Below are 21,470 nucleotides of genomic sequence, written 5' to 3'. Positions count from 1 at the left end.
AGTCACGTGAACGCACCTTCCCCGACTCCCGCCCCGGGAGGGAAGCCTGGCGAGACCTACGGGCAGATGCTGCTCGATCGGGTCGTCGCCGGGGTCAGTGGAAGCGAAAAACCACTGATGTTCACCGCGCAGTTACCTGCTCGCGTAGCCGAGTTCACCGAATGGCCGGAGTGGGTGCACCCCAGCGTCGTACGTGCGCTCGCCGAGCACAGCGTGCGGTCCCCGTGGATCCACCAGAGTGAGGCCGCCGACCTCGCTTACGCGGGAAAACACGTGGTCGTGGCCACCGGTACGGCGTCGGGTAAGTCACTGGCGTACCAACTCCCGGTGCTGACGGCCATGGCGACCGATCCGCTCGCAACTGCCCTGTACCTCTCCCCCACCAAAGCGCTGGGCTCGGATCAACTGCGAGCAGTGCTGTCCCTCACCGACTTCGACGTTGAACTTCGCAGCACGAACGCCAGTGCGTACGACGGCGACACCTCGCAGGAACTCCGCACTTGGGCACGTGAGAACTCACGCTGGCTCTTCACCAACCCCGACATGATCCACATTTCTCTGCTCAGAACCCATCAGCGATGGGCACACTTCTTCCGCAACCTGAAATACGTGATCATCGACGAATGCCACTCCTACAGGGGAGTCTTCGGATCCAACGTCGCGCTCGTGATCCGGCGATTACGCAGAATTGCAGCCCGTTACGGCGCCGAACCCACCTTCATCCTGGCCAGCGCGACCACAGCAGATCCCGGCGCGGCGGCCTCGCGGCTCATAGGCGCACACTGCACCGAGGTCACGGAAGACGGATCGCCGCACGGCCCACGCACCGTCGCCCTGTGGGAACCACCGCTACTGGAGGCATTGACCGGCGAAAACGGTAGCCCGGTACGACGTCCCGCGGGCGCGGAAGCCGCGCGGATCATGGCCGACCTCATGATCGAAGGCGCCCGCACTCTCACCTTCGTCCGCTCCCGCCGCGGCGCCGAACTGACCGCGATGGCCACCAAACGTCTACTCGCCGAGGTGGACCCGGACCTCGCCGAGCGAGTCGCGTCGTATCGCGCCGGATATCTGGCCGAGGACCGACGCGAACTGGAAGCTGCACTCGCCGACGGCACACTGCTGGGCGCAGCCACCACCAACGCACTGGAGCTCGGCGTCGACATCGCAGGCCTCGACGCCGTTGTCGTGGCAGGCTTCCCGGGCACCGTCGCCTCGTTCTGGCAGCAAGCGGGTCGCTCCGGGCGACGCGGTGAGGGTTCACTCGTCGTGTTGATCGCCCGCGACGATCCACTCGACACCTACCTCGTTCACCATCCGTCAGCGGTACTCGACAAACCCGTCGAGGCGACGGTGACAGATCCCGGAAATCCGTACGTCCTGGGACCACAACTTCTCTGCGCTGCAATGGAACTCCCACTTTCCGATGCCGAGGTGGACGCGTTCGGGGCTCTCGAGGTTCTGACGAGACTGTCCGAGGAAGGCAAGATCCGGCGCCGAAAGCACGGATGGTTCGTCACCGCCGATTCGAACCCCCACGGCTCTTTGGACATTCGCGGCGGCATCGGAACTCAGGTGGCCATTGTCGACGGTGAATCCGGCCGGATGCTGGGCACTGTCGACGCGGGCCGCGCTCCGGCCACAGTTCATCCCGGCGCCGTGCACATCCATCAAGGCGAGACCTACGTCGTCGACGAACTGGACCTCGACGTCGGACTCGCACTGGTGCACACCGAGAATCCGGACTGGACCACCTCGGCTCGCGAGACCACCGAAATCACGATCACCGAACAACTCGAGCACAAGAACTACGGCGACATCGCCGTCGCTCTCGTCCAGGTCGAGGTGACACATCAAGTCGTCGGGTACCTACGACGGTTGACTTCGGGTGAAGTCCTCGACTCGATCGAACTCGACATGCCCGCACACACTTTGCCCACCAGGGCAGTGATGTACACGGTCACGCCGGAACTCCTCGAATCCATCGGGGTCCCGCCCGAACGGTTCCCCGGATCACTGCATGCCGCCGAACATGCCGCAATCGGCCTGCTGCCACTGGTGGCGATCTGCGACCGCGGAGACATCGGCGGAGTGTCCACCGCGATGCACGCGGACACCGGACTCCCGACCGTCTTCGTCTACGACGGTCATGCCGGCGGCGCCGGGTTCGCCGACCGAGGGCACAGCGAACTGTCCCGATGGCTCACCGCGACGCGCGACGCCATACTGTCCTGCGAGTGCGCTCACGGTTGCCCGTCCTGCGTCTATTCACCCAAGTGCGGCAACGGAAACGACCCACTCGACAAAGACGGCGCGGTCAAGGTTCTGACCGCCGTGATCGACACGATCAGCTGACCGGACCTGCACGAGCGTAAGCCTGCGCATCCCCGATCCCGAAGCCCGACAACAACACCGGTGCGCGTATCTCGACGACTACATCCCACCCCTGGACGTCGCACTCCTCGAGCACCGTGCGCATCCGCTCCGCGATCACCGCGGACATCTCACACGCCGACTCGTCGCCGCCGTCCAAGGCGCCCGCACCGCCGAGAGCCGAAAGATCAGCGGCCGACTGAGCCGTGTGCCGAGCCACCACTGCGGAACCGACATGCAGCATCCCGCCGGTCACCATCACGATCGCCGCCAGAACGCAGCACGCCAGAACCGTGGCAACACCTTCGTCGTCACGTAGGTTCACCCCTCCTCCACTCCCGACTCCACTGCTGCCACCGCCTCGGAAGAAATGTCGACCAACGGCAGCAACGCACTCTCGGCGCTGACAACGGCCACCGCAAAGCCGTCCACGATCTCCACCGAGATCGACGCATCTTCGGGTGCGATCAGGCGGGCCGTGGTGACCGCAGACTCACGATCACCACGTGCCACCAACCGCGCGGCCTCACGAGCGGCGTCGACACACCGAACCTGCATCGACACCGCCAGGACTCCACCGACACACAGCACGACCACCGTGACGATCGAAGCCAGAGCAATCGCGGCCTCCACCGTCACGGCGCCGTCGTCGGCTTGCCGAATACCTCTCGTGGACAACATCACACAGCTGTCTTGAGCGCCTTGTCGATGATGCCTGTCAGCGCCGAGACAATGGAGTCGCCAGTGACAACCGTGTACAGGACGGCACCGAATGCGGCAGCCGCAATCGTGCCGATCGCATACTCCGCGGTGGACATGCCGTCGTCCTCGGCAACCAACAGCGCAAATCTGGCCGACACCGTCCTGAGCGTCTTCGAGATCATTTCTCCCCCTTCAATCGAAACCTGTGGCAGCACTTCTGCCGCAGGAGCTTTCACTCGGATCCGGCTCACAGCAGGCCGTTACCGAGCACAGTCGTGGCAAGCCCGATCACCACAGGGACGATGCCCAAGGCGATGAACGCCGGCAGGAAACACAGCCCGAGTGGACCGCTGATCAGCACTCCCGCGCGTTCGGCTGCGGCAGCAGCAAGATCCTCGGCGTCACCTCGACTGCGCTCGGCGAGTTCGGCCATGGACGAGGACAGCGACGAACCCGAACGGGCGGAACGCCGAGCCATTCTGGCGAGCGCCTCGGTATCGGGATCGAGAGCGGCTTCGCTCCACGCGGCGTCGGGATCGGCACCGAGCGCCAGAAGGTCGGCGACGCGACGAAGCGAGTCGGCCATCGGTTTCGGTGCCGTCGACGCCATCGCTGTGATCGCGGCGGAGACGGGAAGCCCCGCTCGTAGGCAGGCCCCGAGAAGGTCGAGACTTGCGGCAACTGCGAGTGGATCCGGCTTGTCCGGGACTGGAACCGAATCTTCTGTTGTTGTGTCCGCGAAGAGAATTTCTGCCGCCCTGGCCGAAGCACCGCGACGAGCGGGAATGATCGCGAACGCCAACGCCATCATCGCCACGGATGCCCAACTCACGACGTGACCTTCGCAGTTATCCGGTCGGTCCAGAGCAGACCAGCTGAGACACAAGCGGTTCCGATCACCAGGAGCACGCCGCCGAGCCCACCTCCGAACAGCACGCGCAGCGGCGAAGCACCCATCAATTGCCCGAGACCGATCCCCAACAGCGGGAGAAAGGCCAACACCGCAGCGGTCGCCCGAGCGCCCGCCAACCCGGCCTCGGTACGCTGACGAAAGCGTCTACGTCCCAACATGTCCGTCCGGACGGCGCCGAGTAGTTCCGCCAGTGCCAGCCCGTGTTGGTCGGCGACCCGCCAGACGGATCCGATGCGGGAGAACTCACGCTCGATGCACGAATCCGGTACCGCGAAGGCCGCTGCGGCAGAACCACCGAGACGCGCCCTGGCCCCAGCGGAACGGAATACGGCACTCACTTCTCCGGTACATTCCTCGCCTGCAACAGAACTGGCCGCTGCAGGATGCGCGCCGACGCTCAGCTCGGCGATCAGCACCTCCAGACCGGAGAGCAGCATCTTCTGTGAGAGATCCCGGGTTTCGGCTGCATTCGCGCGTCGGCCACGGAGGATCAGGGTCCCGGCGAGGACGACAGCCGCACACCCTGCCGGAAGACCTCCGAGGATCCACGCGGCCGAAATCGCGAGAAATGCGGCGACGAACTGCCACGGAATCTGCCGGGAGGACTTGCGGACGCTCGGGGTGTACGTGGCGAGCCGAGCACGTGAATCCCGCACCGGCGCAATCGAGACCGCCAACGCGAAGGCCAAGAGGGAAACCGTCACGTCCCGACCTCTCGATTGCGAAGCCGGAACATCCGCTCGAGCCGCTCACGACCCGAACCGCCGTCCGGCCACGCCTGCATGATTCGTACATACCCGTCCGCACCGCGGTCGATGACACCGATCTGTTCGAGACGCCTCGATCCGTTAGCCAATCTGTGCACGTGCAGGATCACTTGAACTGCCGCGGCAAGTTGACTGTGCAACGCGTGGCGATCCATCCCGCCGAGCGCCGCCAACGCCTCGAGTCTGGCCGGCACCTCTTCGGGCGAATTGGCGTGAACGGTGCCGGCGCCGCCGTCGTGGCCGGTGTTCATCGCCGTGAGCAGATCAGTCACCTCTGCGCCGCGGACCTCACCGACGACGATGCGATCGGGACGCATTCGTAGTGCCTGCCGAACCAGATCGCGCACCGTCACCTCTCCGACGCCCTCGACGTTGGGAGCTCTGGCGACGAGGCGGACGACGTGTGGATGCGGCGGCGCCAGTTCGGCCGCGTCCTCGACACAGACGATTCGCTCGCGCGGGTCGACCGCGCCGAGCATGGCGGACAACAACGTGGTCTTTCCCGCACCGGTCCCGCCGATCACCAGAAAAGCCAAGCGACAAGAAATGATGCGATTGAGGAGCTCCCGCGCGTCCGGTTCCACGGCGCCGTGGGCGGACAGGGCGTCGAGACCCTGGGTCGCGGGCCGCAACACTCGCAGTGACACGCAGGTTCCACCCTGGGCCACGGGTGCGAGTACGGCATGAAGTCGTACCCCGAAGTGCCCGTCGCCGACGCCCCGCAGGCGGCCGTCGACCCACGGTTGGGCGTCGTCGAGGCGTCGACCTGCCGACAGTGCCAACCGCTGCGCCAGTCGACGCACGGCTGCCTCGTCGGTGAACCGGACCCCCGACCTTTCGAGGCCGACCCCGCGGTCCACCCAGACCTGATCCGGCGCGGTCACCAGTACGTCGGCGACCCCGGGTTCGTGCAGTAGAGGTTCGAGCGGCCCCGCGCCTGTCAGTTCCGTCTGGAGCACCCTGACGACCTCCAACAGATCCGTGTCCGCCAGAACGCCGGAGGACTCGGCTCGCACGGCATCGGCAACGGTGGCCGCCGTCGGCTCGGCGACCGACGACGCCGTCAATCGCTCGCGAACTCGGTCGAGCAGTTCGGCCGTGACCAACGCACTCATGCCGCAGCCCTGCGCGGGCGTGCGCCGGATTCGACGGCGTCGAGTACCGCTGTTGCCGCCACACTCAACGGACAACCGCGGGTCAATTCGAGGCCACCACGCTCGAGCATCGGCGCCAGCGATCGGTGGCCGCGCATCACGGCCGTCAGGGGCAGGCCGAGCATGTCTGCCACATCGGCGCCGCGTAGGCCTCCCGGTGCCGGCCCACGCACGACGAGACCGACGTTGGAGTTGTGTCGCACCACCCAGGCTCCGACCTTCTCGGCCGCGACGCATGCGGCCACGGTGGCCGGAACCACCACGAGCACCGAATCCGACATCTCCAACACGGCCTGACCTACCTCGCTGGGATGCCGTGGCACGTCGCAGACCACGAGCCCGCCGGAACTGCGACCTGCGTCAAGCACGGCGCGAACGGCGGTCACTGTCGGACCGTCGATCTCCCGGCGACTGCTCGCCAGAACCCTCAGAAACTTTCCCTTCGCCGGCAGTGCATCGCGCAGCGCATCCGGGGACAACCGCCCGCCCTCGACGGTCAGTGCACCCCAACGTAATCCGGGAGCAGTCTCGATACCTAACAGCACGTCGGCGCCGGAACCGAGTGCGTCGACGTCCACCAACAGCGTCGGGACGTGACGTGCCGCCGACGTCAACGCGACTGCCGCAGCAGTTGCCGAGGCTCCGCCGCCGCCACAACCACCCACCACGCTCACGACGGTGCCGTCACCACTGACGTCGACGTGGTCGGCCAGAACTGCGACCAGCGCGTTCTCTTCCTCGGGCAAGGACAGAACGCTGTCGGCTCCGATCGCGGTGGCGCTCTTCCAATCGTCGACGGTCGGTGTGCCGTCGCATACGAGGAACACTCGCGTTCGCTTGGGGGAACGAGCCAGAGCATCTCGCGCCGCCGACGCGTCCAGTACCACCGCCGAGGCCCGGTTCCACTGTTGCCGGGACACGGGATGTTCGGCCTCGTCCAGCCGGCGGTCCACCGCGGCAGCGACGCGTCGCACGCTCGCGAGGATTTTCGCGTCGTCGACGAGAACCAGAATGGGAGCCCCGGTTTCCTGAGAGCTGATCGTCGTGTTCATGACTGCAGAGCCTGAACGAGCACCGGCACCGAAAACAGTGGGCCGAACAACCCTGTGGACAACTGGGAGGTTGGGGAGAAACAGGCCTGAGACAGAGGACGACCCCCGCCAATGGGGGGAGGAGGCGGGGGCCGTCTGAGTTCAGCCCCGGGGGGTCGGGCTGAACTAGTTCGAACGAATCGAACAGCAACGATCTTACACCCGCCATCGGCGAGAAATGCAAGCCTGAGCTGCACTGAACTGCTGTTTTTCGCCGAAAGAGGACGCTTGCCGAAGAGCACACGAACCGCCTGTCGGACTATCCTCAATCCTGTGACCGACAAGCCTGCGAACGGACTGAATACCGGGCGGACAGCCGCTTTCTTCGATTTGGACAAAACGATCATCGCGAAGTCGAGCACCCTGGCGTTCAGCAAGCCATTCTTCGCACAGGGTCTGATCAATCGACGCTCGGTTCTCAAGAGCAGCTATGCGCAATTCCTGTTTCTACTGTCCGGCGCCGATCACGATCAGATGGAGCGCATGCGCGAGCATCTGACGGCGATGTGTGCGGGCTGGGACGTGGAACAGGTGAAGGCCGTCGTCGCGGAGACTCTGCACGACATCGTCGATCCACTCGTCTTCGCCGAGGCGGCCGATCTGATCGCAGATCACAAGCTGCGTGGACACGACGTCATCGTCGTGTCTGCTTCGGGTGAAGAGATCGTCGCACCGATCGCCCGCGCCCTCGGCGCCACCCATTCCGTCGCGACGTCGATGAGGGAGGAAGACGGCCACTACACCGGCGAGGTGGACTTCTACTGCTACGGCCCCGGCAAGGTCGAAGCCATGGAAAAACTCGCCGCGGAGTACGGTTACGACCTCGCCGCCAGTTACGCCTACTCCGACTCGGTGACGGATTTACCCATGCTCGAGGCTGTCGGACATCCGACCGCAGTCAACCCCGATCGAGCGTTGCGCAAGGAAGCGGCCGTAAACGGTTGGCCCATACTGACTTTCTCGAATCCGGTCTCACTTCGTGCCCGATTGTCGGCCCAGTCCACGACCACGGTGGCCACTACCGCTGCGGTGGGAATCGCAGCTCTGGTGGCCGGCGCCATGACCTTCGGGCTACTGCGCCGGAAACGCTGAAATCCAAGGCCCACAAACAAAAATTGGTACTTGCTGTGAGCCCGGACACAGGGTACAAAGGAGTTACGGAAGAACGGAAGGCCAGGAACGGCTCGGAAGAGAAGGACCGTTTCCCCAACCGAAATTCCTAGCACGGGCACTAGGGCACCCACGCGGAGCACAAGCCACTATAAGGGCAGAAGCGTTGTGGGCCTGCGAGATTCGTTCAATTTGAGCGAGGACCCCGCACAGGTTGCGGGGACGACCTCAGAAAGTGCGATCCCTCGCCGAGGCCACCCACACAACCCACCGAGCACGCTTGGTAACGAGTAGTCCGTGCTGACGGGCGGCGAAGTCGATTTATCGGCAGCGCCGCCCGTTCGTTATGTCCGGCAGGGGCAATTTGCCGGACTATCCGGTAGCGGCGTCGGCAATCGAAGTCGCCTCTCGCGCACCGGCTTCGAGAGCACCACAGCACAGAATCACCCAGCTGCCGACGCCCGCCGGATTTCCCGAAGCGAATCCTGCCGCGCCGTCCGTGTACGCCTGTGGCCGCCGAAGCCAACTGACCTCGGGGACCCCGAGATTGTGCGGATCCAGCCCCGACGAGACCGCAACCAGACGCGAGGCCGCGCGGGCGACGATGCCGTCAGCGGTGCCGAACGGGCTCAGCGCCAAGAGTTCTCCGTGTACGACGGCTGCCAGAACAGGTGCCGGTGCACTGGTTCCGCCAGTAACGAGTTGGGCGAGAGCGTCCAACCGCTCCCCCACTCCGCGATCCGACCGTGGCCGCCCCAGTTGATCTGCGTCCTCGACGAGATCCGCCGCGGCCAACAGGTGCAGCCGGGCCAAAGCCTGAAGTGGGGCTCGCTTCCACGTCGACTCCATGAGCGGAAGGCTGTCGCCGTCGAGAGCCTGAGCCACGCGCAGAGCACCCGCGAGAATCGGGTCACCGGCCATGCCCTCGGCCGGCAATTCGGTGGTGCCTCCGGCGAGCGATGCGGAGGCTCGCGCAGCGCGAACCGCGGCTTCGGCGGCAGTCGTGGGCCAACCGCGACGGTTGGTCTTGTGCCGATGAACCTCACCCAGAGCGTCGCGCGCATGGTCGGCGGCGGCGCGTACGCCTGGAAGATCGACGAGGGGCTGCAAGGGGTCCGTCACGATCAACGACGGTACCCTTGCAGCCCCTCTGCGGACTTGCCTACCTACCTGTTGCGTCAGCTTCCCAGCTTGATGGACCCACCGGGAATCGCGTCGAGCAACTTGCGGGTGTAGTCCTGTTGCGGATTACCGAACACGTCGTCGATCGGTGCCGATTCGACGATCGAGCCACGCGACATCACCAACACGTTGTCCGCGATCTGACGAACCACGGCCAGGTCGTGCGTGATGAAGAGGTACGTCAACCCGAACTCTGCCTGCAGGTCGTTGAGCAGGGTCAAGATCTGATCCTGCACGAGCACGTCGAGAGCGGAGACCGCCTCGTCGCAGATCACGACCTCCGGTTGCAAGGCCAGTGCTCGCGCGATGGCGACGCGCTGACGTTGTCCACCGGAGAGTTCGTTCGGGAACCGACGCATGACCGACTGCGGTAGACCCACCTTGTCGAGAAGTTCGCGGACGCGAGCCTCACGCTCGGCTTTGGTCCCGACCTTGTGGGTACGCAGCGGCTCCTCGATCGTGCGGTAGATCGAGTACATCGGGTCGAGTGTGCCGTAGGGGTTCTGGAAGATCGGCTGCACTCGTCGACGGAACGCAAATGTTTCCTTCGCACCGAGCTTCGACACGTCCTGACCGTCGAAGACCACGTTGCCTGCAGTGGGCTCGAGCAGACCGAGGACCATCTGTGCGACCGTTGACTTACCGGAACCCGATTCGCCGACGATCGCCGTCGTGGTTCCGCGGCGGACCTTGAAGGACACGTCGTTCACGGCTGTGAAGTCGGTGGTCTTGCGGAAACCCTTGCGCAGCTTGAACACCTTGGTCAGATGATCGACGACAAGAACGTCGTCGGTCACCTTGCCGAACGACTCTGCCGCACTTTCCTCGGCCTTGACCGCTTCGGCGACCTCTTCCGCCTGTTCGCGAATCTCGGCGCGCGCCACCGACGAGCTGAGCCGCTTCGACGCCAACGACGGCGCAGCCGCGACCAGCTTCTGCGTGTACGGATGCTGCGGGCGCTTCAGAATCTCCAGTGCCGGACCGGATTCGACGATACGACCCTTGCTCATCACGATCAGATGCTCGGCGCGCTCGGCGGCCAGGCCAAGATCGTGAGTGATGAGCAGAACGGCGGTGCCGAGTTCCGTAGTCAGACCGTCGAGGTGGTCGAGGATCTGACGCTGGACGGTGACGTCGAGCGCCGACGTCGGCTCGTCCGCGATCAGGAGTTTCGGACGAGCGGACAACCCGATCGCGATGAGTGCGCGCTGACGCATACCGCCCGAGAACTCGTGCGGGTACTGCCCCAACCGGCTCTCGGCTTCGGCGAGTCCTGCCTCCTCGAGCAGTTCGGCGGCCCGAACCTTGGCTGCCTTGCCCTTGGCGATCCCGTTGGCGGCCAGTGCTTCCTCGATCTGGAAGCCCACTTTCCACACGGGATTCAGATTCGACATCGGGTCCTGCGGAACCAAACCGATCTGGCTTCCCCGGATGTGGACGAAGTCCTTCTCCGAGACCTTCGAGATGTCCTTGCCGTCGAAGATGATCTCGCCTGCCGTCACCTTGCCGGTGCCGGGAAGCAGATTGATGATCGAGTGGGCGGTGGTGGACTTACCCGAACCCGATTCGCCGACGATCGCGACCGTCTGACCCGGGTAGACGGTCAGGCTGACGCCTCGAACTGCCGGAACCGGACCGGAATTGGACTGGAAAGACACCTCGAGATCACGAATCTCGAGCAACGGAGTTTCCTCCGAGGTGAGAGTTTCCTTGGTGGTCATCGTGCTCACCGCTTCCGCGACTTGGGATCGAGGGCGTCGCGCAGAGCGTCACCCATCATGATGAATCCGAGAACGGTGATCGCCAAAGCCGTTGCCGGGTAGAACAGAATGGTCGAACCCTGACGCAGCGTCACCTGAGCGTTGCTGATGTCGCCGCCCCACGAAACCTCGGTGGACGGAAGACCGATACCGAGGAAGGACAGCGTCGCCTCGGCAACGATGTACGTACCGAGCGAGATGGTGGCGACCACGATGATGGGCGCCAACGAGTTCGGGATGACGTGGCGGATCAGTGTCTTGAGCTTCGAGACACCCAACGCTTCCGAGGCCATGACGTAATCGTTGTTCTTCGCCGAGATCACCGCGCCTCGAGCGATTCTTGCCATCTGCGGCCAGCCGAAGAGCGCCAGCACGCCGACGACGGTCCAGATGGTGCGATCGGTGAACAGCTGCATCAGGACGATGGCAGCCAGGATCAGCGGGATGCCGAAGAAGATGTCGGCGACACGGGAGAGGATCGAATCGGTCCATCCGCCGTAGAAACCGGACAGCGCACCGAAGATCACGCCGATCACCAGCACCGACGCCGTGACGCCGACGCCCACGAGTACGGATGCGCGAGCACCGTAGATGGTGCGCGAGTACACGTCACAGCCCTGGCGGTCGAAACCGAACCAGTGCCCTGAGGTCGGCCCCTGCATGCTGTAGGTCAGGTCGCAGAACCGCGGATCGGTGCTCGTGAACAAGCTCGGAAACGCTGCGATGACGATGACCGCGAGGATGATGATCGTCGAGATGATGAACAGGGGGCGCTTGCGTAGGTCGCGCCACGCATCGGTCCACATGCTGGTCGGCGCCTGATCGAGTTTGACGGCGTCCGTCTCCCCCCCCGGTGCCGCAACTTCGGGCGGTGCCACGAAATGACTTTGCCGGACTGCGCGTCCGGTCTTCACGGTCTCAGACATAGCGGATCCTCGGATCGAGCGCGGCGTACAAGAGGTCGACGAGCAGATTCGCGATCAGGTAGATCACGATCAGGATGGTGACGAACGAAACCACCGTCGGCGCTTCACCTCTGGTCACGGCCTGGTAGATCGTGCCGCCGACGCCGTTGATGTTGAAGATGCCCTCGGTGACGATGGCGCCGCCCATCAACGTTGCGAGGTCGGCACCCAGGAACGTGACCACGGGGATCAGCGAGTTGCGCAACACGTGCACGCGAACCACTCGTCCACGGGAAAGTCCCTTGGCGGTAGCGGTGCGGACGTAATCGGCAGTCAGATTCTCCGCCACGGACGTTCGGGTCAGTCGCAGTACGTACGCAAACGAGACCGAACCCAGAACCAGGGCAGGGAGCAGGAGATTGGTGAAGCTGGTGTTGCCACCGACCGTCGGCGGGACGATGCCCCATTTGACGCCGATGAAGAACTGAGCCAGGAAGCCGATCACGAAGATCGGGATGGCGATGAGAACGAGGCTGAACAGCAGGACGGTGCTGTCGAAGAATCCGCCCTTACGCAGGCCGGCGATGAGGCCGAAGCCGACACCGAAGACGGTCTCGACGATCAGTGCCATGAAGGCAAGTTTCATCGTGATCGGAAATGCCTGTGCCAGAACTTCACTGACAGGTCGTCCGGAGAACGACGTGCCGAAGTCCAGCGTGAAGATGCCCTTCAGGTACAGCAGGTACTGCTGATAGAAGGGGAGATCGAGGTGGTAGCGCTCCCGAAGCTGTGCTGCCACAGCCGGACTGAGCGCCTTGTCGCCCGCCAACGCGGCAATCGGATCACCGGGAAGCAGGAAGACCATGGCGTAGATCAGAAGAGTGGCCCCGAGAAAAACCGGGATCATTTGAAGCACTCGGCGACCGATGTACCAGAGCATCGGATCACCTCCTTGTCGATGATCGTGTACGTCAGCGGACAGTCCGGTGTGAACACGAGTTCGGGACGGCAGGCAGGGCGCCTGCCGCCCCGAACTCACGTTTCAGATGCGGATCGTTCTACGCGTCAGTTCTTTTCGATGTCTTCGTAGACCGGAACACCGTTCCAGCTGATGGTCACGTTGGAAACGTTCTCCGACCATCCACTGGCAGCGTTGCGGTACCACGTCGGAACTGCGGGCAGGTCCTTGAGCAGGACTTCCTGGGCCTGATCGAGCAGTTCCTGAGCCTTCGCCTGATCGGTCTGGCCGGCCGATTCGCGCAGGAGGCGGTCGAACTCGGGGTTGGAGTACTCACCGTCGTTGGAGCTGCCGCCGGTCTGGTAGTTCTGCGCCAGGAAGCCGTACTGCTGCGGGTAGTCGCCCTGCCAACCGGAGCGGAAAGAGCTCTGGATGGTGCGGTCGGTGGCTTCGGTGCGGATCTGAGCGAAGGTGGCGTACTGCTTGCCCTTTGCGTCGATACCGAGGGTGTTGCGGATGCTGTTCGCCGTGGCATCGACCCATTCCTGGTGTCCGCCGTCGGAGTTGTAGGCGATCTCGAAGCTGCCGGACCACGGTGCGATGGCGTCGGCCTTGGCCCAAGCAGCCTTGGCCGCCTCGGGATCGAACTTCACGTTGCTGTTACCGGTCAGCGAGTCGTTCCAGCCCTTGATTGCGGGGCTGGTGAAGTCGAGTGCAGGCGTCCTGGTCTTGTTGAAGATCTGCTGGGTGATCTGATCGCGGTTGATCGCCATCGAGATCGCCTGACGGCGGAGCATGCCCTCTTCGCCGCTGAAGTGCGGCAGGCGACCCGGGATCGTGAACGTCTCGATGGTTGCCGACGGCTGGTTGACGGTGCGTCCGGGCAGGTCCGACTCGAAGGTCGTGACGGCGCTCGGCGGAACCTGGTCGAGAACGTCGACGTTGTTGGCCAGGAGATCGGTGTACGCCGTGTCGAGGCTGTTGTACATGATGAAGTCGACGCCGGCGTTCTTCGGCTTACGGTTGCCGTTGTAGTCCGGGTTCACGACGGTGTCGATGCGGACGTTGTGCTGCCACGCGCCGGTTCCGTCGAGCTTGTACGGGCCGTTGCCGATCGGGTTCTCACCGAAGGCGGTCATGTCCTTGAACGCGACCTCGGGCAGCGGGTAGTACGCCGTGAAGCCGAGGCGATCGGGGAACGCCGACTCGGGCTGCTTGAGTTCGATGGTGAAGGTGGAGTCGTCCACAACCTTCAGACCCGACATGGTCTGTGCCGTCGGAACCTCGGCGGCAACTTCGTCGTAGCCCTTGATCGGATCGAAGAACGATGCCTGAAGCTGAGCGTTGGTGGAGAGGGCGCCGTAGTTCCACGCGTCGACGAACGACTTCGCGGTGACGGGGGTGCCGTCCGTGAAGGTCCAACCGTCCTTGAGCTTGACGGTGAAGTTCTGACCGTCGGTGCTCTCGATGGACTCGGCAACCTCGTTCTCCGTACCGCCGTCTGCGGTGTACGAAACGAGACCGGAGAACAGCGAGTCGAGGACGCGGCCGCCCATGTTCTCACTCGTGTTCGTGGGGATCAACGGGTTCTGAGGCTCGCCCGCCCAGGCGTTGACGACGCCACTGGACGATCCGCCCGACGAATCGCCGGACGAACATGCCGTGATCAGCACTGCCGTCATTCCGAGCGCGACCGCGCCCGTCGCTATGCGTGAGATACGCAAAGGAATTCCTTCCACATCTAAGTGACCCCGAGCATGCTCGCGGCCTGCCGACAGCCGTAACTGCCGGCGTCGTGTCGCCTACAACTGAAAGTGAACGTGACTTCGAGTTGTGGTCGAATAATGGTTTGACAATAGACACATCCGACGCGGGGCGCGCATCGCACCCATTGTCCGCAATTCCGAGGGAAATCTGTCCGCGCCCATTCACTCGTCGGCGGAAGCGACCACCCGTCGCATCAATTCGACCGATCGTCGCAGGACAACGGGTTGCAACGTGATGCAACGGTGCGTTTACGCGAGCTTGTGACTACCCTCACACGGAGTCAGAAAAGTGTCGATCAAAGTGGAAAGAAGGCCGTCAGCCATGACAAGCGCAGCCGAAACAGACGTCCCCCAGGCATATCCGCCGAGCGCAGAGTTCGCTGCGGCCGCCAACGCGGGACCGGAGTTGCAGGCTGCCGCAGATACCGACCGCCTCGCTTTCTGGGCGAATCAGGCTGAGCGCCTTCACTGGCACGAGAAATGGACCGACGTCCTCGACTGGACCGACGCCCCCGTCGCCAAGTGGTTCGTCGGCGGAAAACTCAACGTCGCCTACAACTGCGTCGACCGCCACGTCCTCGCCGGCAACGGCGACCGCGTCGCCATCCACTTCGAAGGCGAACCAGGCGATTCCCGCGACCTGACCTACAACGACCTCCTCGCCGAAGTCAGCCGCGCCGCAAACACTTTCACCGACCTCGGCCTCGTCGCCGGTGACCGCGTCGCGATCTACATGCCGATGATCCCCGAAGCGATCGTCACCATGCTCGCCTGCGCCCGCCTCGGCCTGACCCACTCGGTCGTCTTCGCCGGATTCTCCGCCACCGCCCTACGCTCGCGCATCGACGACGCCCAAGCCAAACTCGTCGTCACCGTCGACGGGCAGTGGCGACGCGGCGCAGCAGCACCCATCAAAACAGCGGTCGACGAATCCGTCGCCGGCGCCGAATCCGTCCAGAACGTGTTGGTGGTCAACCGGACCGGCATCGACGTCGACTGGACCGACGGCCGCGACCTGTGGTGGCACGAAACCGTCGCACAGGCCTCACCCGAGCACGAGGCGCAGGCCTTCGACGCCGAACATCCCCTGTTCATTCTCTACACCTCCGGCACCACCGGAAAGCCCAAGGGCATCATCCACACCTCCGGCGGCTACCTCACCCAGGCCTCGTACACCCACCACAACGTCTTCGATCACAAAGCGGGACAAGACGTCTACTGGTGCACCGCCGACATCGGCTGGGTCACCGGACACTCCTACATCGTCTACGGACCCCTCTCGAACGGCGTCACCCAGGTCGTCTACGAAGGCACCCCCAACTCCCCGAACGAGCACCGCCACTTCGACATCATCGAGAAGTACGGCGTCTCCATCTACTACACCGCACCCACCCTCGTGCGGACGTTCATGAAGTGGGGCCGCGAGATCCCCGACGCCCATGACCTGTCCTCGATCCGCCTCCTCGGATCTGTGGGCGAGCCCATCAACCCCGAAGCGTGGCGCTGGTTCCGAGAGGTCATCGGCGGCAACAAAGCCCCCATCGTCGACACCTGGTGGCAGACCGAGACCGGCGCGATCATGATCTCCCCACTCCCCGGTATCACCGCCACCAAACCCGGATCCGCGATGGCCCCACTGCCCGGTATCTCCGCGAAGATCGTCGACGACGACGCCAAGCCCCTCGGCCCCGGCGGCAACGGCTACCTCGTCCTCGACGAGCCGTGGCCGGCGATGCTCCGCGGCATCTGGGGCGACATGGACCGCTACCGCGACACCTACTGGTCCCGCTACGCCGAAGAAGGCTGGTACTTCGCCGGTGACGGCGCCAAGTACGACGACGACGGCGCACTCTGGGTCCTCGGACGCGTCGACGACGTCATGAACGTCTCCGGTCACCGCATCTCCACCTCCGAAGTGGAATCAGCACTGGTGAACCATCACGGAGTCGCCGAAGCCGCCGTCGTCGGTGCCGCCGACGAGACCACCGGACAGGGCATCGTCGCGTTCGTCATCCTCCGTGAAGGCGTCGAGAACACCGGCGACGTCCTCATCGCCGAACTCAAGGCTCAGGTCTCCACCGACATCAGCCCCATCGCCAAACCGCGTCAGATCACGATCGTGCCGGAACTGCCGAAGACCCGGTCCGGCAAGATCATGCGCCGCCTCCTGCGCGACGTCGCCGAAGGCCGCGACCTCGGAGACACCTCGACCCTGGTCGACCCCAAGGTATTCGACGCCATCCGCGGCAAGTAGGGCCTTCGGCCCCTGTGCGCCTTTTTGGTAGTCCCCACTACCGGAAAGGCACACAGGGGCGAAGCCCCTCTCGCAACTTCACTTCCTCTTTCGACGTCAGCCAGGACTCCTCGGCTACGCGGATGTCTGCGGCAACCCTCTTGTGCAAGGACTTTCCGCGCGAGGAGAGAAACACGCGTATCTTCCGACGGTCGTCCTCCCCGACTTCGCGGTAGATGAGCGCGAGCGAGACCAACTTGTCCGCAACTCGCGTCAGGGTCGGAGCCGGTGTTCCCGTTCGATCGCGCAGCTCAGCCATCGTCAGCCCCTCGGTCGACGCCAGGGCTTCGAGCGTCATCCAGTGATCAAGAGTGAGATTCTCTGCCGCCAGCGCCTTCTCCGCCGCTGCCGCGGCCATTCGAGCTGCTCGGACCAGCGCAGTCGTCAGCGACGCATCAAGAATTCCGGAGTCACTTTTTCCCACTGATCGCTCCCCCGCTGTTGCGCAGTTCACACTTCTCGGGCAATACTTTCAAATGAAATGATAGTAACCCAGGCCAGGCCGCTGACTCCCGATTCCGGCGGCGACGCATGAGCGCTACCGGCGCGCTCGAACGCGCGCGCAGCGCGGTGTGGCGCCTGGGCATGGTGGTTCCCCTTCAGGGGCCGGCCGGACTGTTCGGCCCCTCCTGCGAAGCAATCAGCGAGTTGGCCGCCCGCGACCTCAACAACTCCGGTGGCGTGCTGGGACGCGAAGTCCAGATCGAAGTGATCGACGGCGGCGCTTCGCCGAGCGTCGTCGCCGCCCGCGTGGGACAACTACTCGACGCCGGTGACATCGACGCCGTCAGCGGTTGGCACATCTCCTCGGTCCGCCACGCACTCGCACCGGTGGTCGCAGGCCGTATTCCGTACTCGTACACCTCGCTCTACGAGGGCGGCGAGGTCAGGCCCGGCATCTACTGCTCGGGTGAGACACCACGTCAGCAGATCGCGCCGGCGCTGAAGTGGCTGCGCGACAACGTCGGAGCGCGTAAGTGGTTTGTCGTCGGGGACGACTACATCTGGCCGCACAGCTCTCTCGGAGCCGTGAGGCAATTCGCCACCGAACTCGATCTCAGCCTGGTCGGCGGTTCGTTTGTCGACCTCGGGCGCGGAAACATGAAGCAGTTGGTCGAGACCGTCTCGAACTCCGGTTGCGACGGCGTGATCATGCTCCTCGTCGGGCAGGACGCCGTCGACTTCAACCGAGCCTTCGCCCGCCGAGGCCTCGACGAGTCGATGATCCGGTTCAGCCCGTTGATGGAAGAAAACATGCTGCTCGCGAGCGGCCCCCGCGCAACCCGGAACCTGTTTGCCTCGGCGGCGTACTTCCGCTCGATGGTCGACGGTAACTCCATGGACCTGCTCGGGCGCTACATCGCACTGCACGGCGCGCACGCTCCGGCACTGAACAACGCTGCCGAGTCGTGTTACGAAGGGATACATACCCTTTCGGCCCTGGTTCGACGCGCCGACAGCACACATCCGCGTGACCTGGACGCCGTCGTCGAGGGTGCCGCGTACGACGGGCCTCGCGGAACCGTCGAGTTTCGTGATCGTGTTGCACGGCAGAAGATTCAGCTCGCCGTCGCCGACGGACTCGACTTCTCGATCATCGCAACGCTCTGAGATTTTCCCTGAGATCTCCCTCTTGACTTCTGTGGCGCGCATCACTTAGTTTCATTTGGAATCATTTCATTTGAAAGTAACCGTCCCGAAGTAACCGTCCCGAAGTAACCGGAGGTGCCCGATGGGCAGTGTTGGTTTGCTTTACGTGGGAGCCGTCCTCTTCGTCAACGGACTGATGCTGCTCGGCACAGTTCCCGTTCGATCCGCCTCGGTCCTCAACCTCTTCGTCGGCGCACTTCAATGCGTCGTCCCCACCGTCATGTTGATTCAGGCTCAGGGAGATTCGAGTGCCGTCCTGGCGGCCTCAGGGCTCTACCTGTTCGGATTCACCTATCTCTACGTGGGCATCAGCAATCTCGCCGGCTTCGAGCCGGAAGGAATCGGGTGGTTCTCGCTGTTCGTCGCGTGCGCCGCGCTCGTGTACTCCTTCCTCTCTTTCACAGTGAGCAACGACCCAGTCTTCGGGGTCATCTGGCTCGCATGGGCAGCGCTGTGGACGCTGTTCTTCCTGGTACTCGGGCTCGGCCGCGAGAATCTCAGTCGCTTCACCGGCTGGGCAGCGGTCCTTCTGAGCCAGCCCACGTGCACGGTCCCCGCATTTCTGATCCTGACCGACAACTTCCACACCACACCCGCCGTCGCGGCCGGTTGGGCCGGAGCGCTTCTGGTTCTCCTGGGCCTGGCCAAGATCCTCGCTGCACCCAAAACCGCAGTACCCCAATCCCGTCCAGTCTTCAACTGATCGACACAACCAAGGAGTGAAAGACAATGCGACACGGTGACATCTCCTCGAGCAACGACACGGTCGGCGTAGCAGTGGTCAACTACAAGATGCCCCGCCTGCACGATCGCGCCGGTGTCCTCGAGAACGCGCGCAAGATCGCCGACATGATGATCGGCATGAAGACCGGCCTCCCCGGAATGGATCTGGTGGTCTTCCCCGAATACTCCACGCAGGGAATCATGTACAACGAGGAGGAGATGTACGCGACAGCAGCCACCATCCCGGGCGACGAGACCGCGATCTTCTCCGCAGCGTGCCGCGAAGCCAACACGTGGGGAATCTTCTCCATCACCGGCGAACAGCACGAAGACCACCCGAACAAGCCCCCGTACAACACGTTGATCCTCATCGACAACAAGGGCGAGATCGTTCAGAGGTACCGAAAGATCCTGCCCTGGTGCCCCATCGAAGGGTGGTACCCGGGAGACACGACGTATGTCACCGAAGGCCCGAAGGGGCTGAAGATCTCGCTCATCATCTGCGACGACGGCAACTACCCGGAGATCTGGCGCGACTGCGCGATGAAGGGTGCAGAACTGATCGTCCGTTGCCAGGGGTACATGTACCCCGCCAAGGACCAGCAGGTGATGATGTCCAAGGCAATGGCCTGGGCCAACAATTGTTATGTGGCAGTTGCCAATGCGGCCGGATTCGACGGCGTCTACTCCTACTTCGGACACTCCGCGATCATCGGATTCGACGGCCGGACGCTGGGTGAAACCGGCGAAGAAGAATACGGAATCCAGTACGCGCAGCTTTCCGTCTCAGCCATTCGCGACGCACGCGAGAACGATCAGTCCCAGAACCACATCTTCAAACTCCTCCATCGCGGCTACTCCGGTGTCCACGCAGCAGGTGACGGAGACAAGGGCGTCGCGGACTGCCCGTTCGAGTTCTACAAGCTGTGGGTCACCGACGCCCAGAAGGCTCAGGAACGCGTCGAGGCCATCACCCGAGACACAGTGGGTGTAGCGGATTGTCGCGTCGGAAACCTGCCGGTCGAGAAGACAATCGAAGCGTAAGGATCTCACTGTGCCTTATATCACCGACATGCTCCATGACCGGAACAGTGCAGCAGCACCACCGCCGGCCGAGGAACGAACCGAACCCGTACCGGTCGGGGCCTTCGACGCTCGCAAGCTCTCGAAAGCCCTGAGTTCCAAGATCGTCGGACAACAGGCCGCCGTCGACGCAGTGGTTCGTGCGATTTCGATCGCGCATGTCGGTGCCACGGATCCGACGCGTCCGCTCGCCAACATCCTTCTCGTTGGCCCGACCGGCGTCGGCAAGACGGAATTGGTGCGGCGCGTGGCCGCAGAACTACGGTCAGGACCCGATGATCTGTGCCGCATCGACATGAATGCTCTTGCGCAAGAGCATTATGCGGCGTCGTTCTCCGGGGCTCCACCTGGATATGCCGGTAGCAAGGAGTCCTTCACGCTGTTCGACAAGAACACCGTCGAGGGCGATCCGTACACCCCCGGAATCGTCCTGTTCGACGAAGTGGAGAAGGCCGACCCCACCGTGCTGCGTGCGCTCCTGCAGGTCCTCGACAACGGCGAACTCCGGTTGGCGAACGGTCAGCAGAAGATCTCGTTCCGCAACAGCTACGTGTTCCTGACCTCGAATCTCGGCTCTGCTGCGGTGGCAGAACGTCGGCGATCCCACCTGCGGCAGCTCGCCGATCGCGTCCGGATCGATCGACCGCGCCATGGTCATCATCTGGTGCAACGCGCGTTGGAGAAGTTCTTCGACCCCGAATTCTTCAACCGCATCGACGAAACCGTGATCCTCGACGAGTTCGACGAACAGACCGCGGAACAAGTGACCCGTCTCGAGATCGAACTGATCACGACTCGGTTGGCCAGGAGAGGCATCGACGTCGAGGTAGAGGACTGCGCCGTCGCCCTGTTGCAACGGCGCGGGTTCGACCCGGTGTACGGAGCACGTGGCCTGCGCCGCACCATCCGGAACGTCTTGGCCGACCCGGTGGCCGCCGCCGTTCTCGACCTTCGGCCGGTCGGGACGCAACCACTCGCCTTGCAGGCGCGGGCAGTTGGTGATCAGATACAGGTAAAGAAAGTCCCATGAGTGCTCGCTC

The 21,470-nt window shown here is 63.8% G+C and carries 20 protein-coding genes; 7 read left to right on the top strand and 13 right to left on the bottom strand.

Translation table 11 applies throughout. The annotated features are described in order from the left end of the window. Positions 1 to 66 precede the first annotated feature (66 nt). Positions 67 to 2,355: a DEAD/DEAH box helicase gene (locus tag GN300_RS13600; RefSeq protein ID WP_003946107.1), complete on the top strand. Its 2,289-nt coding sequence runs from the start codon at positions 67 to 69 to the stop codon at positions 2,353 to 2,355. On the opposite strand, the gene GN300_RS13595 is transcribed toward GN300_RS13600, so the two are convergent. The 7 genes from GN300_RS13595 to ssd all read right to left on the bottom strand — a co-directional run bounded on the left by GN300_RS13595 (position 2,348) and on the right by ssd (position 6,961). Beyond that, positions 2,348 to 2,698, bottom strand: a complete 351-nt coding sequence (locus GN300_RS13595; RefSeq protein WP_003946120.1) for an Rv3654c family TadE-like protein — start codon at positions 2,696 to 2,698, stop codon at positions 2,348 to 2,350. The two genes, GN300_RS13600 and GN300_RS13595, sit on opposite strands and share 8 nt — an antisense overlap. Beyond that, complete coding sequence (locus GN300_RS13590; RefSeq protein WP_063315179.1) at positions 2,695 to 3,054, bottom strand: TadE family type IV pilus minor pilin; 360 nt, start codon at positions 3,052 to 3,054, stop codon at positions 2,695 to 2,697. Before GN300_RS13590 ends, GN300_RS13595 begins: the two co-directional genes overlap by 4 nt. Then, positions 3,054 to 3,257, bottom strand: a complete 204-nt coding sequence (locus GN300_RS13585; RefSeq protein ID WP_007732448.1) for a DUF4244 domain-containing protein — start codon at positions 3,255 to 3,257, stop codon at positions 3,054 to 3,056. Before GN300_RS13585 ends, GN300_RS13590 begins: the two co-directional genes overlap by 1 nt. A 65-nt stretch (positions 3,258 to 3,322) precedes the next feature. Then, entirely contained in the window at positions 3,323 to 3,907 is a 585-nt protein-coding gene (locus GN300_RS13580) for a type II secretion system F family protein (RefSeq protein WP_007732447.1), read from the bottom strand. Then, positions 3,904 to 4,692, bottom strand: coding sequence for a type II secretion system F family protein (locus GN300_RS13575; protein WP_042446714.1), 789 nt, complete (start codon positions 4,690 to 4,692; stop codon positions 3,904 to 3,906). The genes GN300_RS13580 and GN300_RS13575 overlap by 4 nt, the downstream gene beginning before the upstream one ends. After that, on the bottom strand, positions 4,689 to 5,870 hold the full coding sequence (locus GN300_RS13570) for a TadA family conjugal transfer-associated ATPase (RefSeq protein ID WP_063315180.1): 1,182 nt from the start codon (positions 5,868 to 5,870) through the stop codon (positions 4,689 to 4,691). Before GN300_RS13570 ends, GN300_RS13575 begins: the two co-directional genes overlap by 4 nt. Beyond that, entirely contained in the window at positions 5,867 to 6,961 is a 1,095-nt protein-coding gene (ssd, locus tag GN300_RS13565) for a septum site-determining protein Ssd (RefSeq protein WP_003946126.1), read from the bottom strand. Before ssd ends, GN300_RS13570 begins: the two co-directional genes overlap by 4 nt. Before the next feature lie 312 nt (positions 6,962 to 7,273). Between ssd and GN300_RS13560 the strand changes: the two genes are divergently transcribed. Then, complete coding sequence (locus GN300_RS13560; protein WP_003946123.1) at positions 7,274 to 8,092, top strand: HAD-IB family hydrolase; 819 nt, start codon at positions 7,274 to 7,276, stop codon at positions 8,090 to 8,092. A 390-nt stretch (positions 8,093 to 8,482) separates the two neighbouring features. Here GN300_RS13560 and GN300_RS13555 read toward each other — a convergent pair whose 3' ends face one another. The 5 genes from GN300_RS13555 to GN300_RS13535 form a co-directional block, all read right to left on the bottom strand. Continuing rightward, complete coding sequence (locus tag GN300_RS13555) at positions 8,483 to 9,232, bottom strand: hypothetical protein (protein WP_020905979.1); 750 nt, start codon at positions 9,230 to 9,232, stop codon at positions 8,483 to 8,485. A 56-nt stretch (positions 9,233 to 9,288) separates the two neighbouring features. Then, positions 9,289 to 11,013 carry an ABC transporter ATP-binding protein gene (locus GN300_RS13550; RefSeq protein ID WP_087503825.1) on the bottom strand — a complete coding sequence of 575 codons (1,725 nt, stop codon included), beginning with the start codon at positions 11,011 to 11,013 and terminating at the stop codon, positions 9,289 to 9,291. Between the two features lie 5 nt (positions 11,014 to 11,018). Continuing rightward, the gene (locus GN300_RS13545; protein ID WP_063315181.1) at positions 11,019 to 11,978 is read right to left on the bottom strand and encodes an ABC transporter permease; all 960 of its coding nucleotides are present in this window, start codon (positions 11,976 to 11,978) and stop codon (positions 11,019 to 11,021) included. After that, the gene (locus GN300_RS13540; RefSeq protein WP_019746637.1) at positions 11,971 to 12,897 is read right to left on the bottom strand and encodes an ABC transporter permease; all 927 of its coding nucleotides are present in this window, start codon (positions 12,895 to 12,897) and stop codon (positions 11,971 to 11,973) included. The genes GN300_RS13545 and GN300_RS13540 overlap by 8 nt, the downstream gene beginning before the upstream one ends. A gap of 125 nt (positions 12,898 to 13,022) precedes the next feature. Beyond that, complete coding sequence (locus GN300_RS13535) at positions 13,023 to 14,639, bottom strand: ABC transporter substrate-binding protein (RefSeq protein WP_007732431.1); 1,617 nt, start codon at positions 14,637 to 14,639, stop codon at positions 13,023 to 13,025. A gap of 364 nt (positions 14,640 to 15,003) precedes the next feature. On the opposite strand from GN300_RS13535, the gene acs reads away from it, so the two are divergent. Beyond that, positions 15,004 to 16,935, top strand: coding sequence for an acetate--CoA ligase (gene acs / locus GN300_RS13530; protein WP_007732429.1), 1,932 nt, complete (start codon positions 15,004 to 15,006; stop codon positions 16,933 to 16,935). Positions 16,936 to 16,972: 37 nt separating this feature from the next. Here acs and GN300_RS13525 read toward each other — a convergent pair whose 3' ends face one another. Further along, on the bottom strand, positions 16,973 to 17,398 hold the full coding sequence (locus GN300_RS13525; protein ID WP_063315182.1) for a MarR family transcriptional regulator: 426 nt from the start codon (positions 17,396 to 17,398) through the stop codon (positions 16,973 to 16,975). Positions 17,399 to 17,505: 107 nt separating this feature from the next. On the opposite strand from GN300_RS13525, the gene GN300_RS13520 reads away from it, so the two are divergent. The 4 genes from GN300_RS13520 to GN300_RS13505 all read left to right on the top strand — a co-directional run bounded on the left by GN300_RS13520 (position 17,506) and on the right by GN300_RS13505 (position 21,460). After that, positions 17,506 to 18,585 carry a substrate-binding domain-containing protein gene (locus tag GN300_RS13520; protein ID WP_063315183.1) on the top strand — a complete coding sequence of 360 codons (1,080 nt, stop codon included), beginning with the start codon at positions 17,506 to 17,508 and terminating at the stop codon, positions 18,583 to 18,585. A 121-nt stretch (positions 18,586 to 18,706) separates the two neighbouring features. Next, positions 18,707 to 19,327 (top strand): AmiS/UreI family transporter, encoded by a 621-nt coding sequence (locus tag GN300_RS13515; protein WP_003946099.1) that lies wholly within the window; start codon positions 18,707 to 18,709, stop codon positions 19,325 to 19,327. Between the two features lie 26 nt (positions 19,328 to 19,353). Next, positions 19,354 to 20,391, top strand: a complete 1,038-nt coding sequence (locus GN300_RS13510) for an aliphatic amidase (protein WP_063315184.1) — start codon at positions 19,354 to 19,356, stop codon at positions 20,389 to 20,391. 10 nt (positions 20,392 to 20,401) lie between these two features. Beyond that, positions 20,402 to 21,460, top strand: coding sequence for an AAA family ATPase (locus GN300_RS13505; protein WP_063315185.1), 1,059 nt, complete (start codon positions 20,402 to 20,404; stop codon positions 21,458 to 21,460). Positions 21,461 to 21,470 lie beyond the last annotated feature (10 nt).

The organism is Rhodococcus sp. Ni2, from assembly GCF_021352185.1.
GTDB classification, from domain to species: domain Bacteria; phylum Actinomycetota; class Actinomycetes; order Mycobacteriales; family Mycobacteriaceae; genus Rhodococcus_F; species Rhodococcus_F qingshengii.
The sequence above is the reverse complement of the archived record's forward strand: the minus strand, read 5'-3'. Positions and strand labels throughout refer to the sequence as shown.